At 71.3% G+C, this 17,064-nt stretch carries 1 protein-coding gene; it reads left to right on the forward strand.

Translation table 11 applies throughout. The features are described from left to right. The first annotated feature begins 269 nt into the window (after window positions 1-269). Window positions 270-16,964, forward strand: a complete 16,695-nt coding sequence (locus AB0L97_RS30765) for a type I polyketide synthase (RefSeq protein ID WP_364436323.1) — start codon at window positions 270-272, stop codon at window positions 16,962-16,964. The last annotated feature ends 100 nt before the right edge of the window (window positions 16,965-17,064 follow it).

Below are 17,064 nucleotides of genomic sequence, written 5' to 3' on the forward strand. Positions count from 1 at the left end.
ACCGTCAGTGAAGGTGGCCTCGAGATGTCCATCTCGGTAACCGCCGAGAAACATTCTCCTGCCGAAAAACACGGTCGGGCCGGCGAGCACGGGCGAGCCACCCCGCTCGCGGGTACCTCGACCGGCTGCTTCGTCACCGATACCTGATCGAACTACTCGGTAGTTCTCGCCGACCCGCGCCGCTGCTCGCGACGCCGGGTTTCTTCGTCGACCCTGCGATACCCGGGATGTGAAACGTGGACTCGAGCGCTGGTGAATCGTCCGACCGCATGTTGGAGTACCTGAAGAAGGTCACCGTCGAGCTCATGACGACTCGCGACGATCTGACCCAGTTGCGGGAGAAGATCGACGAGCCGATCGCGATCGTCGGCATGAGCTGCCGCTATCCGGGCGGCGTCGAATCGCCGGAGCAGCTGTGGGAGCTGGTCGCGGCGGAAGTGGACGCGGTGGGCGGGTTCCCGGCGGACCGGGGCTGGGACGTCGAGGGGCTGTACGACCCGGATCCGGACCGCTTCGGCAAGGTGTACACGCGGGAGGGCGGCTTCCTGCGCGGCGCGGGCGACTTCGACGCGGGATTCTTCGGCATCGGCCCCCGGGAGGCGGCGGCGACCGACCCGCAGCAGCGGCTGCTGCTGGAGGCTTCCTGGGAGGCCCTGGAGAACGCCGGTATCGCCCCGACCTCGCTGCGCGGCAGCGATACCGGCGTGTTCGCCGGTGTCATGTACGAGGACTACGAGCACACCGCCAGGGCCGCCGGACCGATCGCGGAGGGCTACGCGGGTATCGGTTCGACGGGCAGTGTGGTCTCGGGCCGGGTGGCCTATACGTTGGGCCTGGAAGGCCCTGCCGTGTCGGTGGACACGGCGTGTTCGTCGTCGCTGGTGGCCATCCACCTGGCCTGCCAGGCGCTGCGGCGCGGAGAGGCGTCGCTCGTGCTGGCGGGCGGCGTCACGGTGATGTCGACACCGTTCCTGTTCGTCGAGTTCTCCCGGCAGCGAGGTCTGTCGCGGGACGGTCGATGTAAGGCGTTCTCGGCGGCGGCCGATGGGGTGGGCTGGGGCGAAGGCGTGGGCGTGCTGGTGCTGGAGCGCCTGTCGGATGCGCGGCGCTCGGGGCACGAGGTGCTCGCCGTGATCAGGGGCTCGGCGGTGAATCAGGATGGCGCGAGCAATGGTTTGACCGCGCCGAACGGTCCGTCACAGGAGCGGGTGATCGCCTCGGCGCTGGCCGCGGCGGGGCTGACGCCCACTGATGTGGACGCGGTCGAAGCGCACGGTACGGGCACGTCGCTGGGAGATCCGATCGAGGCGCAGGCCCTGATCGCCGCGTACGGACAGCAGCGGGACGAGCCGCTGCGAATCGGTTCCCTGAAATCGAACATCGGTCATGCGCAGGCGGCGGCGGGTGTCGGCGGTGTGATCAAGATGGTGCAGGCGCTGCGCCACGGAGTGTTGCCGAAGACGCTGCACGTGGATGCGCCGTCGCCGCACGTGGATTGGTCGGCGGGGGCGGTGCGGCTGCTGACCGAGGCGGAAGCATGGCCCGCGTCGGCGCAGCGGGTGCGCCGTGCGGGTGTGTCGTCGTTCGGGATCAGCGGCACGAACGCGCATGTGATCGTGGAGGAAGCGCCCGCGCCGGTCGCCGGGTCCGACGGCGAGTCCGCCGATACCGAAGCCGGTCCGGCGTGCGCGGCAACCGTCGTTCCGTTGCTGGTGTCGGCGAAGACCGATGACGCGCTCCGCGCCCAGGCGGCGCGGCTGCACGCGTGGCTGCTCGAACACCCGGACGCCGACCTGTGGAGCGTGGCGTCCGCGCTGATCGGAACCAGGGCGCAATGGAATCGGCGCGCCGCGGTGGCCGGTAGCGATCGTGACCAGTTGCTGTCCGGGTTGGCGGAGTTGGCGGCCGGTACGTCCGCCGGTGCGCTCGAAGGTGTGGCCGGATCGGGGAAGACGGCCTTCCTGTTCACCGGTCAGGGTGCGCAGCGGGTGGGCATGGGGGCAGGGTTGTATGCGGCGTTTCCGGTGTTCGCCGCGGCGTTCGACGAGTTGTGCGCCGAATTCGATCGCTTGCTCGGGCCGGGCGTCTCGCTGCAGGACGTCGTCTTCGGCGCCGCGAGTGCGGATTTGCTGCACCGCACCGAGTTCACGCAGCCCGCGCTGTTCGCGTTCGAGGTGGCGTTGTTCCGGCTCGTCGAGTCGTTCGGCCTCACTCCCGATGTGCTGATCGGTCATTCGATCGGTGAGCTGGTGGCGGCGTATGTGGCGGGTGTGTGGTCGACGGCGGATGCGTGCGCGTTGGTGGCGGCGCGTGGGCGGTTGATGGGGGCGTTGCCCGAAGGCGGCGCCATGCTCGCTGCGGCGGTCACCGAGCAGCGGGCCGTCGAGATCACGGCTGCGCACGAGGGTCGACTGTCGGTGGCGGCGGTGAACGGTCCGTCGTCGGTGGTGTTCTCCGGCGACGCGGACGCCGTCGGCGCGGTCGAGCGGCAGCTGTCCGATGCGGGGGTCACGGTCTCGCGGCTGCGGGTCAGCCATGCGTTCCATTCCGCGCGAATGGATCCCATGCTCGCGGAATTCCGCGAGCTCGCACAGCGGCTGACGTACCGGATGCCCACGATCGCGGTGGTGTCGAATGTCTCCGGGGCGCTCGCCGGGGCCGAATTCACCGACCCGGGTTACTGGGTCGAGCAGCTACGCGGTTGCGTGCGGTTCGCGCCGGGCGTGGACGCTCTCGTGGCCGCCGGGGTCCGCCGCTTCGTCGAAGTCGGCCCGGACGCGGTGCTGGCCGCGACGACACGTCGCTGCCTGGCCGAACACCCGCGGATCGAAGCCGAGTCGATGGTGACGGCCGCGTCGCGCCGTTCGGGCGACGAGGTGACGCAGTACATCACCATGCTCGCGCAAGCCCACACCGCCGGTGTCGAGGTGAACTGGCGCCCCCTTTTCAGCGGGCGGACACCAGAACGTGTGTCGTTGCCGACGTACGCGTTCCAGCGGCAGCGGTACTGGTTGGAGCCGCTCGCGATCGAGGCGTCACTCGAGTCATCGGATCATCCGATGCTTACCGGCGCCGTGCCGTTGGCCGGTCGGGACGAATGGCTGTTCACCGGTCGGCTGTCGTTGCGGACGCACCCGTGGCTGGCCGAGCACGCCGTTTTCGGGTCGGCGCTGCTGCCCGGCGCCGCGTTCGTGGAACTGGCGCTGACCGCGGGGGCCCGGCTCGGTGCCGGGTTCGTCGAGGAACTGCTGCTGGAAGCGCCGCTGTCGCTGACCGACGACGTCGCGATCGACGTGCAGCTGACCGTCGAACCCGCCGACGACGCGGGCGCGCGCCGGTTCGCGATCTATTCGCGTGCGGTGGTGCCCGGAGAAACCGAAGCGAGCGAGTGGATTTCACACGCCAACGGTGTCCTCGTCGCCGCCGCGGAGAGTGTGCCCGCCTGGGTCGAATCGGGATGGCGCGCCGCGCCGGAGGACGGGCGATGGCCGTCGAGCGGGGCCGAACCGGTGCCGGTCGACGGACTCTACGACCGGTTGGCGCGGCTCGGCTTCGGCTACGGTCCGCTGTTCCAAGGCGTCACCTCGGCTCGGCGCGACGGCGACGACCTGCTCGCCGAGGTGTCGCTCGCTACCGAGCCCGATGCTCAGGGACCGGCCTTCGGCATCCATCCCGCCCTGCTGGACGCCGCCTTCCACACCGCGATCACCGAACTGGCCGACGACATGCCCGCGGGCAGGCTGCCTTTGCCGTTCTCGTTCGGTGGGGTCCGGCTGTATCGCGCCGGGGCGACGGCGCTTCGGGTGCGTCTGGAACGGGTGGGGGCCGGACGCATCCGGGTAGCCGCCTTCGACGACACCGGTGCGCCCGTGCTGAGCGTCGAAGCGCTGACGGCTCGCCCGGTGGATGCCAAGGCACTCGACCGTGGAGCTGGACGCCGTGCGTCCCTGTCGGACATCGAATGGGTGCAGGCGGCCGCCGTCGCGGGCGGCGCGTCGGGCACGATCGCACTGCTCGGGGAGGCGAGTGTCGCGGGTGCCGATCGCCGCGGGACGGCACCGGCCGATCTGCTCGGCGACCAGGCGCCGCCGGAGATCGTCGTGTGGTCGCCGGACGGACCGGCCGATGGCGGCGTGACCGCGCGGACGCGCACCTGGCTGCGGGCGGCGCTGGAGTTGATACGGGAATGGCAGGCCGAGGAACGATGGCACGATTCGCGGCTGGTGATCCTGACGCGGGGTGCCGCGGGCCTGCCGGGCGAGAACCCTGACCCGGCCGGGGCCGCGGTGTGCGGTCTGGTGCGCAGCGCCCAGGCCGAACACCCCGGCCGGTTCGTTCTCCTCGACGCCGCACCCGAGGACGACCTCACGACCGAAGTGATCGCCGCGGCGGTGCGGTCGGAGGAACCGCAGCTGGTCGTGCGCGGCGGAGAACTGCGCGTCCCGCGGCTGCGCAGGCAGCACGCGGCGGCGGACGGCAACGGTCTCGGTGCGGGTGCGGTGCTGATCACCGGTGGCACCAGCGGACTTGGAGCCGAGGTGGCGCGTCATGTCGTCGCCACCCACGGCGTGCGGCGGCTGGTGCTGGTGTCGCGCCGTGGTGAACAGGCCGACGGGGTGGCCGATCTGGTGAGCGAGCTGACCGCCGCGGGCGCGCGGGTGCGGGTGGCGGCCTGCGATGTGGGCGACCGGGCCGAAGTGGCGGCGCTGCTGGCGGATCTGTCGGACGAGTTCGCGCCCAGCGCGGTGATCCATTCCGCGGGCGTGCTCGATGACGCCACCATCGAGACCCTGACCGCCGAACAGCTCGACCGGGTGCTGGCGTCGAAGGCCGACGCCGCCTGGCATCTGCACGAACTGACCGGCGGCCTGGGACTGGCCGCCTTCGTGCTGTTCTCCTCGGTCGCGGGTGTGGTCGGCGCGTCCGGCCAAGGGAATTACGCGGCGGCGAACGCGTTCCTGGACGCGCTGGCAGTAGGACGGCGGGCGGCGGGGCTGCCCGCGGTATCGATCGCCTGGGGATCGTGGAACCAGAGCATCGGCATGACCAGTGGGCTGGGCGGCGCGGCGATGGCGCGGATGGGTCGCCTCGGCGTGCGGCCGTTGGAAACGGCGTATGGCTTGACGCTGTTCGATCGCGCCGTCGCCGCGTCGTCGCCGGTCGTGATCGCGACGGAGTTCGACACCGAGGCACTGGCGGTGCAGGCCAGGGAAGGGTCGCTGCCGCGACTGCTGCAGTCGATCGTCACGGTGCCGGTGCGGCGGGCCGCCGAGACGAGTGGGACGTTGGCGCGGCGGCTGACCGCCGCGCCCGCGCAGGAGCGTGCGGCGATCGTGCTCGACGTCGTCCGCGAACAGGTCGCCGGTGTGCTCGGCCATATCTCCGGCGACGCCATCGATCCGACGGCGCCGTTCACCGAACTGGGCTTCGATTCGCTCGCCGGTGTGGAGTTCCGCAATCGCCTCGCCAAGACGACCGGCGTGCAACTGCCCTCGACGCTGGTGTTCGATCACCCCACCGCCGCGGCGGTGGCGGCCTTCGTGCGCTCGCGGGTGGGCGAGGCGACCGAAACCGACGCCGGGCGGCCCGCGCGGGTGACGCGCCGGATCCGTGCCGACGAGCCGATCGCGATCGTCGGGATGAGCTGCCGGTACCCGGGCGGTATCGAATCGCCGGATGGACTGTGGGACCTGGTGGCCGCCGGTGCGGACGCGATCGGCTCGTTCCCCGTCGATCGCGGGTGGGATCTGGATCGGCTGTTCGATCCCGACCCCGACCACCCGGGAACCTCCTACCTGGACCGAGGTGGATTCCTCTCCGGCATGGCCGATTTCGACGCGGGCTTCTTCGGAATCGGTCCGCGCGAGGCGGCGGCGATGGATCCGCAGCAGCGGTTGCTGCTGGAGGCGTCGTGGGAAGCGCTGGAGCACGCCGGTATCGATCCGTCGGCACTGCGCGGCAGTGACACCGGCGTGTTCACCGGGGTCTCCTATCAGGACTACGAAGAGATCGCCAAGGCCGCGGGTGCGGTCGCCGAAGGCTATATCGGTACCGGTTCCACCAGTAGCGTGCTCTCCGGTCGCGTGGCATACACCTTCGGATTCGAGGGTCCGGCGGTCACGATCGACACCGCCTGCTCCTCCTCGCTGGTGGCCATCCACCTGGCCTGTCAGGCGCTGCGCCAAGGGGAGAGTTCGCTGGTGCTGGCCAGTGGCGCCCAGGTGATGTCGACGCCGTTCATGTTCGTCGAGTTCTCCCGGCAACGCGGTCTTTCCCGGGACGGGCGGTGCAAAGCCTTCTCGGCCTCCGCCGATGGTGTCGGCTGGGCCGAAGGCGTCGGTGTGCTGGTGCTCGAGCGGCTGTCGGACGCGCGCAGGCTCGGTCACGACGTGCTCGCGGTGATCCGGGGTTCGGCGGTGAACCAGGACGGTGCGTCCAACGGGCTGACCGCGCCGAACGGTCCGTCGCAGGAACGGGTGATCGCGGCGGCGCTGGCCACCGCGGGACTGGCCCCCGAGGACGTGGACGCGGTGGAGGCGCACGGCACGGGCACACCGCTGGGCGACCCGATCGAAGCGCAGGCGTTGATGGCGACCTACGGGCAGGGCCGGACCGAGCCGCTGTGGGTCGGTTCGCTGAAGTCGAATATCGGGCACGCCCAGGCCGCCGCGGGGATCGGTGGCGTGATCAAGATGGTGCAGGCGTTGCGGCACGAGATGCTGCCGAAGACGCTGCACGTGGACGCTCCGTCGCCGCACGTGGACTGGTCGGCGGGGGCCGTGCGGTTGCTGACCGAACAGCGGCCGTGGTCGGCCTCGGTCGAGCGGGTGCGCCGGGCGGGAGTGTCCGCGTTCGGGATCAGCGGAACCAACGCGCACGTCATCGTGGAGGAAGCGCCGGGAGCCCCGCAGCGCGCGGCGGTGACGAAACCGGCGGACGCTTCGCCGGGAATGCCGCTGCTGCTGTCGGCGAAGACCGAGGCGGGGCTGCGGGCGCAGGCTGCTCGGTTGCGCGAGTGGCTCGCGGCCAGGCCCGACGCCGACCCGGTGGACGTGGCCCATTCGCTGCTCACGACGCGGGCCCGATTCGATCGGCGCGCAGCGGTGGTCGCGGGCGACCGCGCGGCCGTGCTGGCCGGGCTGGCGGATCTGGCGACCGGTGCGAGGTCGCCGGGAGTGGCCGAGGGCGGCCCCGTCGGCGGGAAGATCGCGTTCCTGTTCACCGGGCAGGGGGCGCAGCGAGTCGGCATGGGCGCTCGGCTTTACGCGACTTTCCCGGTCTTCGCGGCGGCGTTCGACGAGCTGTGCGCCGAATTCGACGGTCTGCTCGAATTACCCGAGCCTGGAATGTCGTTGCGGGACATCGTCTTCGGTGCCGCGGGTGCGGAACTCCTGCACCGCACGGAGTACACCCAGCCCGCGTTGTTCGCCTACGAGGCGGCGATGGTGCGGTTGATCGAGTCCTTCGGGATCACGCCGGACGTGCTGATCGGGCATTCGATCGGCGAACTGGTCGCGGCGTACGTCTCGGGGATGTGGTCGACCGCCGACGCGTGCGCGCTGGTGGCGGCGCGGGGGCGGTTGATGGGCGCGCTGCCCGAAGGCGGCGCGATGCTGGCCGCGGCCGTCCCGCCGGAGCGAGGGACCGAGCTCATCGCCGGATTCCGCGGCGAACTGTCGATCGCGGCGGTGAACGGACCCTCCGCGATCGTGATCTCCGGTACCGAAGGTGCCGTCGCCGAGCTGGAATCCATGCTGACGGCGGACGGGATCAAGACGTCACGGTTGCGGGTCAGCCACGCGTTCCACTCGGCGTCGATGGAACCGATGCTGCCGGAATTCGAGGCGATGGCCGCCGGTCTCGACTACCGGAGCCCGCTGCTGCCGGTGGTGTCGAACGTGTTCGGCGTCGTGGGGGGCGAAGCGCTTTCGGATTCGCTGTACTGGGCCGGTCATGTCCGCGACACCGTGCGCTACGCCCCGGGGGTCGACGCGCTGGTGGATCTCGGTGTCCGGAAGTTCTTCGAGGTCGGCCCCGATGCGGTGCTGACGGCGATGACCCGTCAGTGCCTGCCCGACGAGGTCGGGTCCCGGTCCGTCGTGGCGGCGGCGAGCAGGCGCGGCGTCGACGAGGTCACCCAGTTCCTCGGCTTCCTCGGGCATGCCTGCAACGCCGGTGTCGAGGTGAACTGGGAGCCCTTGTCGGAGGGGCGGTCACCGGAGCGTATTCCACTGCCCACCTATGCCTTTCAGCGTCGGCGCTATTGGCTGGACGTGGTCCGGCCGGTCGCGGCGGGCGCCGTCGACCATCCGATCCTGCTGGACGCGGTGCCGGTGGCGGGCAAGGACGAATGGCTGTTCACCGGGCAGCTGTCGAATGGCAGGCAGCCGTGGATCGCCGATCATGTGGTGTTCGGTACGCCGGTGGTACCGGCGACGACGTATCTGGAACTGATGTCGGCGATCGGCGATCGGCTCGGGATGCGCTCGGTCGAGGAGATGCGGCTGGACATCCCACTGGCCCTCGGTGAGCGCGCCGTCGACGTGCAGGTGTCGGTCGGTGCGGCCGAAGCGGACGGGCGGCGGAGCTTCACCCTGTACTCCCGCACCGCGGACCTCGACGACGCCGAGGCGTGGATTCCCCATGCGGGTGGCGTGCTCGCCGCCGACCACGGCCCCGAACTCGCCACCGGCTGGGACCGAATTTGGCCGCCCGCGGGCGCGGAACAACTCGACGACGAGGCGATCTATCGGCGGATCGCGCGCCTGGGAATGGAATACGGTCCCACCTTCCGTGGGATGCGCGCGGTGTGGCGGCGCGGCGACGAGGTGTTCGCCGAGGTAGCGCTGGACGACGCCACCGCCGCCGCGGCGTCGGGTTACGGCATTCATCCGGCGTTGTTCGACGCGTGTCTGCACCCCGCGCTCGACTTCGTCATGGACGAGCTGCCCGCCGGGCGGGTTCCGCTGCCGGTCACGGTCGGGGGCCTGCGGCTGGCCCGGTCCGGTTCCGGGCCGGTCCGGGTCCGCGCGGTGCTGTCGGGCGGCTACCGGATCCGGATGGATGTGGTGGACGAGACCGGCGCACCGGTATTGGGCACGGAATCCGTCGTGGTGCATCCGGTGGAGCGGCGCACGGTGGAGCGGGTCCGGTCGAATACGGCGCCGGTGCCGCTGCACGGTCTGGAGTGGGTGCCGGTGTCCGCCGGCACCGCCGAGCCGACGGGATCGATGGCGGTGCTCGGTGCGGGAAGCGTGGCCGGAATCGACCTGCGCGTCACCGACCTGAGCGAATCGGTCGACGCCGATGAGGACGCGGCAACGATCGTCTGGGTGGCCGAGACCGCGGAAGCGGGCGCGGACCCGGCGCGAGCGGGCAGGCAATGGGTCACGCGGACACTGGAACTGACGCGGTCGTGGCTGACCGACACGCGGTACGACCGGGCGCGGCTGATCGTGGTGACGCGGAACGCGCTCGGATTGCCGGGCGAGTCGCCCGACCCGGCGGCCGCTGCCGTCGCGGGCCTGTTGCGCAGCGTTCAGGCGGAGCATCCGGGCCGGATCGTGCTGCTCGATCGGGACGGCGAGATCGATGCCGGAGTGGTGGCTGCGGCGCTGGCCGCGGACGAACCACAGGTCGCGGTGCGCGACGGCCGGTTGTCGGCGCCACGGGTGCGCCGGATCGCGGCCGCACCGGCCCCGGGGGCGATGTCGTTCGGGACGGGTACGGTGCTGGTGACCGGCGGCACCAGCGGGCTGGGCGCGCTGATCGCGCGACATCTGGTGACCGAGCACGGAGTTCGGCGGCTCTTGCTGGTCTCGCGACGCGGTCGCGATGCCGCCGGGGTCCCGGAACTCCTCGCGGATTTGTCGGCGCTGGGCGCGCGAGTGGATGTCGAGTCGTGTGACATCGCCGATCGCGACGCGCTCACCGCGATACTGGCGTCGGTGCCGGAGCGGTTCCCGTTGTCCGGCATCGTGCATGCCGCCGGGGTGGTGGACGACGGCACCGTCGAGACCCTGACCACGGAGCAAGTGGATCGGGTGCTGCGCCCGAAGGTGGATGGCACCTGGCTGCTGCACGAGGCGACGCGGGACGCGGATCTTTCGGCGTTCGTGGTGTTCTCGTCGCTCGCGGGGCTGGCGGGCTCGCCGGGCCAGGGCAACTACGCGTCGGCGAACTCGTTCGCCGACGCGGTGGTCCGGCTGCGCGGTGCCGCGGGCCTGCCCGCGGTGTCGGTGGCCTGGGGGCCGTGGAACGCGGGCACGGGAATGACCGGCGACCTCGGTACTTCGGGGTTGGAACGGTTGCGGCGCTTGGGTTTCCGGCCGCTCGGCGATACGACGGGACTGTCCCTCTTCGACGCCGCGCTCACCGCGGGCTCGGCGCTGGTGGTCGGTGCGGAATTCGATCGATCGGGACTGGCGGAGCAGGCCGAGGCGGGAGCGCTCCCGAAACTGCTGAGTGCGCTGGCGCCCTCGTCCGCGCGGACCGCTCGCGCCGGTGGGGATCCGGTCGGGCGGCTGGCGTCGGCCGCGCCCGCCGACCGTGCCGAGGTGGCCCTCGCCGTGACCAGGGAGCAGGCGGCGGCCGTGCTCGGGCACGCCACCGCGGAGGCGATCGACCCCGATACCGCGTTCACGGAGTTGGGTTTCGACTCGCTGGCCGGTGTGGAATTCCGCAACCGGCTCGCCGAGGCCACCGGGCTGTCGCTGCCCTCGACCCTGGTATTCGACCATCCGAGTTCCCGTGCGGTGGCGGGTTTCCTCGTCTCCAGGCTCGGTGACGCTCCGGCCGCGCGACCACGTCCGGTGCGGGTGACGTCGCGGACTCGCACGGACGAGCCGATCGCGATCGTCGGCATGAGCTGCCGTTATCCCGGCGGCGTGAGTTCCGCCGAGCAGCTGTGGCAGCTACTGGTCTCGGGTACCGACGCGATCACGCCGTTCCCCACGGACCGGGGCTGGGACCTCGATCGGCTGTATCACCCGGACCCGGACGAACCAGGCACCACCTACGTGCGCGAGGGTGGCTTCCTCACCGACGCGGGCGGGTTCGACGCCGCTTTCTTCGGGATCGGCCCCCGGGAAGCGACGGCCATGGATCCACAGCAGCGGCTGATGCTGGAAGCCGCCTGGGAGGCGTTGGAAGACGCCGGTATCGATCCGACCGCGCTGCGCGGCAGCGATACCGGAGTGTTCGTCGGGGCTACCCCGTCCGGCTATTCCGAGCGGGTGGTCGGCGCGTACGAGGGATTCCGGATGACCGGGAACTCCGACAGCGTCACCTCGGGACGAGTGGCCTATGTCCTGGGTCTGCAGGGTCCGGCCATGACGGTGGACACGGCGTGCTCCTCCTCATTGGTGGCGCTGCACTTGGCCTGCCAGGCGCTGCGAAACGGGGAAACGTCGCTGGCGCTGGCCGGCGGTGTGACGGTGTCGGGCAGCCCGGAGCTGTACGTGGACTTCGCGCGGCAGCGGGGGCTCGCGCCCGACGGGCGGTGCAAGTCGTTCGCCGCGGGCGCGGACGGCGTCGGCTGGTCGGAAGGGGTCGGCGTGCTCGCCCTGCAACGGCTTTCGGACGCTCAGCGATCGGGCCACGAGGTGCTGGCGGTGATCCGGGGGTCGGCGGTGAATTCGGACGGTGCGTCCAACGGCCTGACCGCGCCGAACGGTCCCTCGCAGGAGCGGGTGATCGCGTCGGCACTTGCGGCGGCGGGCTTGGAGCCGGTCGACGTCGACGCGGTGGAGGCACACGGCACGGGAACTCCGCTGGGCGATCCGATCGAAGCGCAGGCGCTGATCGCGACCTACGGGCAAGGGCGGACCGAACCCGTGCGGATCGGTTCGTTGAAGTCGAATATCGGCCATTCGGTGGCGGCCTCGGGCGTGGGCGGCGTGATCAAGATGGTGCAGGCCCTGCGGCACGAGATGCTGCCGAGGACGCTGCACGTGGACGCTCCCTCGCCGCACGTGGATTGGTCGGCGGGGTCGGTGCGGTTGCTGACCGAAGCGGAGCCCTGGCCCGCGGGGCAGCGGGTACGGCGGGCGGGGGTGTCGTCGTTCGGGATCAGTGGGACGAACGCGCACGTCATCGTGGAAGAAGCGCCCGCACGCGACGAACGGCCCGCCGTGCGGGACCACCGCTGCGATCCGGACGGTGTGATCGCGTGGGTGGTGTCGGCGAAATCGGAGGCCGGTCTGCGGGCGCAAGCGGAACGGCTGCGCGCCTGGGCGGCCGAGCATCCCGAGGCCGACGCCCGTGCGGTCGGACGCTCGCTGGTGGAGACCCGCGCTCAGCTGGAGTGGCGTGGCGCCGCGCTCGGCCGTGATCGGCAGCAATTGCTGGCGGGACTGGCGGAATTGGCCGCGGGTACCGGGTCCGGCGTGGTCGAAGGGACGGCCGGATCGGGTAGGACCGCGTTCCTGTTCACCGGACAGGGCGCGCAGCGCGTGGGCATGGGCGCCGAGCTGTACTCGGCCTACCCCGTGTTCGCCCACGTGTTGGACGAGGTGTGCGCCGAATTCGATCGGTTGCGCGAGAACTCGGCCGACGCGGCGCGTTCGCTTTCGGTGGGCGATCCCGCGCCGTCGTTGCGGGAGGTGATGTTCGCCGATCCGTCGGGTGTGCTGGATCGGACCGAGTGGACGCAGCCCGCCTTGTTCGCGTTCGAGGTGGCGTTGTTCCGGTTGGTCGAGTCGTTCGGGATCACCCCGGACGTGCTGATCGGGCATTCGATCGGTGAGTTGGTGGCCGCGTATGCGGCGGGAGTGTGGTCGTTGCCGGACGCGTGCGCGTTGGTGGCGGCGCGGGGACGGTTGATGGGGGCGCTGCCGGAAGGCGGGGCCATGCTCGCGGTAGCCGTCTCCGAAACCGATGCGGCGCACCTACTCGCCGGTTTCGGTGACCGCGCGTCGATCGCCGCGGTGAACGCCCCGGACGCGGTGGTGATCTCCGGCGACGCGGACGCGATCGACGAGCTGGAACGAACTCTCGCGGCCCAGGGCCGCAAGACGACGCGGCTGCAGGTCAGCCACGCGTTCCACTCCGCGCGCATGGAACCCGCGCTGGCCGGCTTCCGCGCGGTCGCCGAGAAACTGACCTACCGGGAACCCATGCTGCCGATCGTGTCGAATGTGACCGGAGCGGTGGGGGAGACCTTCACCGACCCGGAGTACTGGGTCGGGCAGATCCGCGCGGCCGTCCGGTTCGCGCCCGGCATCCGGGCGCTGGCCGACACCGGCGTGCGCCGGTTCCTCGAAATCGGTCCTGACGCCGTACTAACGACCATGACCCGCAGCGTTATCGGAGACGAGCCGGGGAGCGGATGGTTGACGGCCCCGGCGGCCCGCCGCGTGGGAACGGAAGCGCGCCAGTTCGTGACGTTCCTGGCGCGTGCGCACGTCGCCGGAACGACGGTGGACTGGCGGCCGCTGTGGGAGGGCGGCTCGTCGCGGCGAATCCCTCTGCCCACCTATGCATTCCGTCACCAGCGGTATTGGCTGACCGCCATCGAACACACCCCCGACGTGCGGTCCTCCGGCCTGGACGATGTCGACCATCCGCTGCTCGGCGCCGCGGTCTGGCTGCCCGACTCGCACGGTGTGGTGGCGACCGGCCGGTTGTCGCTGTCGAGCCATCCGTGGCTCGCCGACCACATGATCGGCGGGACGGTGCTGTTGCCCGGCACGGCCTTCGCGGAGCTGGCGCTGTACATCGGCGCGATGACCGGCAACCCGCGCCTGGCGGAGCTCGTCGTGACGGCGCCGCTGGCGGTGCCCGCCGACGGCTCGGTCGAATTGCGGGTGCTGGCGGACGGCCCCGACGACACCGGCGCACGTGCGGTGTCGGTGTATTCGCGCCCGCGTCGTTCCGGCGCGCCGGAACAGGCGGACTGGATCCGGCACGCTACCGGAACCCTTGTCGCGCAAGCGCCGTCGGCCGAGGCGAACCCGACGACGGAAACCTGGCCGCCTGCCGGGGCGCAGCCGGTCGATATCAGCGATATGTACACCGAGTTCGCCGACCGCGGCTACGGGCACGGGCCGCTGTTCCAGGGACTGACCGCACTGTGGCGGCGCGGCGAAGAGGTCTTCGCCGAGGTGCGCCTGCCGGAACAAGAGCATTCGGCGGCCGATCGGTTCGGGCTGCATCCGGCGTTGCTGGACGCGGCACTGCACGCGATCCGGTTCACCGGGCTCACCGGAGAACCCGCTCCGGACGAGATCTACGTGCCCTACTCGTGGGAGAACGTGGACCTGCACGCCGTGGGCGCGGGCGCGGCGCGGGTACGGCTGACCGCGGCCGAGTCCGGATCCGGTGACCGGGACAACCAGCCGATCGCGGTGACGCTCACCGATCCGCACGGGGAGCAGATCTTCCGGATCTCGGCGTTGACCATGCGCCCGATTCCGATCGACACGCTGCGTTCCGCAGGCGCCGCCCCGACCGGGCACGACCCGTATCGGCTCCGGTGGGTCCCGGTGCCGGTGGCGGAACACACCGGACTCGACGCGGACGAGCACTGGGTGCGCGGCGGCGCCGACGAGTTCGTGCGCGTCGGCGGAGGTTCCGTCGCCGTGATCCGGGTCGAAGAGACACCGGTGGACAGCGATGTGCCCGGCGTGGTGCGCACCCGGCTCGCCGAGACGGCGGAGCGGGTCACCGGACTGCTGACCCGCCACGATCGCGTCGTCGTGGTCACCCGCGGTGCGGTCGCCGTGACGCCCGCCGCGCCGGTGGACCTCGCGGGCGCGGCGGTGTGGGGCCTCCTGCGCAGCGGGCAGCACGAGAACCCGGGACGGATCGTGCTGGTCGACGTGGCGGACCGGTCGGGATACCGCCGTGCCGTCGCGGCCGCGCTGGCCATGGCCGAGGAATCCCAGGTGGCCGTGCGCGATAGTGCGGTGTACGTGCCGCGGTTGAGCCGGAGCGGGGCGGACCGGACACGGTCGCCGCGGCCGAATCCCGACGGCACGGTGCTGATCACCGGCGGCACCGGAAGCCTTGGTGCGCTCACGGCCCGGCACCTGGTCGTCGAGCACGGTGTGCGCCGGGTGCTGGTGGCGAGCAGGCGCGGCCCGGACGCGCCGGGTGCCGCGGAACTGGCGGCGGAACTGACCGAACTGGGCGCACATGTGGACGTGCGGTCCTGTGATGTGAGCGATCGGGCGGCCGTCGACCGGCTGCTGTCCACCGTGGCGCCGGAACATCCGATCACCGCGGTCGTGCACACCGCGGGCGCTCTCGCCGACGGTCTCCTGACCGACCTCACCTCGGCGCGGCTCGCGACGGTGCTGGGGCCGAAGGCCGACGCGGCCTGGTATCTGCACGAAACCACGACCGATCTCGAACTGTCGATGTTCGTGCTCTTCTCCTCGTTCGCGGGGACGATCGGCAGCCCGGGCCAGGCCGACTACGCGGCGGCGAACGCCTTCCTCGACGCGCTCGCCCAGCACCGGCACCACCGGGGATTGCCCGCCACGTCCATCGCGTGGGGACCGTGGCGGGCGGAGAGTGGCATGACGAGCACCCTCACCGAGACCGGCATCGCGCGGATGCGCCGTGAGGGCCTGATACCGCTGGACGACGACTACGGAATGGCGTTGCTGGACAGCGTGCTGGCCGCGGGCGAGCCGACCGGTGTCGGCGTGCGTCTCGATTCCGCGGTGCTGAACGCACTGGCCGCATCGGGTGCGTTGCCCAGGATGCTCGGTTCCCTGGTCACCGCGGCGCCGCGACGGGCAGGCGGGGTGCGTTCGCTGGCACAGCAGCTTGCCGCGACCGCCGAAGCGGAGCGCGCAGGCGTCGTACTCGCCGCCGTTCGGGAGCACATCGCAGCGAGTCTCGGCCACACTTCCGGCGACGTGGTCGATCCGCGTGCTCCGTTCACGGAGTTGGGATTCGACTCGCTGGCCGGCATCGAGTTCCGCAATCGCCTCGCCAAGGCCACCGGGCTGGCGCTGCCGTCGACACTCGTCTTCGACCATCCCACCGGCGAGGCCCTGGCGGCGTACCTGGGTTCCCGGATCGCGGAGATGGTGCCCGTGGACGAGCCCGCCGCCGCGCCCGCGATACCCGTGGAAACCGGGGCGAGGGGTGCGCTCACCGAGCTGGTCCTGGCAGCGCACCGGCGCGGCCGGGTCGGCGCCGCGATACCGATGCTGCTGGAGAGCGCCGAACTCGTCGACACTTTCACCGCTGCGGCAGGGTCCGGTGATCCGGCGCCGATCCCACTGAGCAGGGGCGCCGGAGCGGCGACACTGCTGTGCGTTCCGTCGTTCGTGGTCGGCACCGGGCCGCACCAGTTCGCCCGGCTCGCCAGGGAACTCGGCGGCGACCGGTCGATCGCGGCGCTGCGCCTGCCCGGTACGCAGCCGGGCGAGGCGCTGCCCGAGTCGTGGGATGTGCTGCTGGATCACTTGGCGGCGGCGGTGCGCAACCGCGGAGACGACCGGCCGGTCGTGCTCCTCGGCTACTCGGCGGGCGGCGCGATCGCGCATGCGCTGGCGCATCGGCTCGAGCGGGACGGGCGCGGACCGTCCGCGGTGATCCTGCTCGACACGTATTCACCCGACGACCCGGAACAGAACCGCCGGGTGCTGCTGAGCGCGATCGGCTCCGTACTCGACCTCGGCCACGAGGTCACCGAGATCGGTGATCACGGCTTGGTCGCCATGGCGAGATACGCGCGCCTGTTCGAGCAGCGCAGGCCGTTGTCGATCACCGCACCGACGTTCGACCTGCGGGCCGCGACACCGCTGCCGGGGCTCGACCTCGCCGAGCCGGTGCCTGCCTGGCTGCACACCGGCGAGACGGTCGAACTCGACGCCGACCACTTCTCGATCATCGGGGCGGCGACCTCGGCCGTCGCGGCCGAGATACGGCGCTGGCTGAGCGAACTCGATGACAAGGAGCCGATCCTCGCGCGGTCGGCGGCAGGCAGTGACGGAGATCCGCGATGACCGCCGGGCGGGCGTGGCACGCGGCATCGAAGCGGCGAGACAGAGGAAATCCCATGGTCGAAGCGGCGAATGACATCGCTATCGTCGGAATGTCGTGCCG

The sequence above is a fragment of the Nocardia sp. NPDC051911 genome (assembly GCF_040681035.1).
In the GTDB taxonomy this organism is placed as follows: domain Bacteria; phylum Actinomycetota; class Actinomycetes; order Mycobacteriales; family Mycobacteriaceae; genus Nocardia; species Nocardia sichangensis.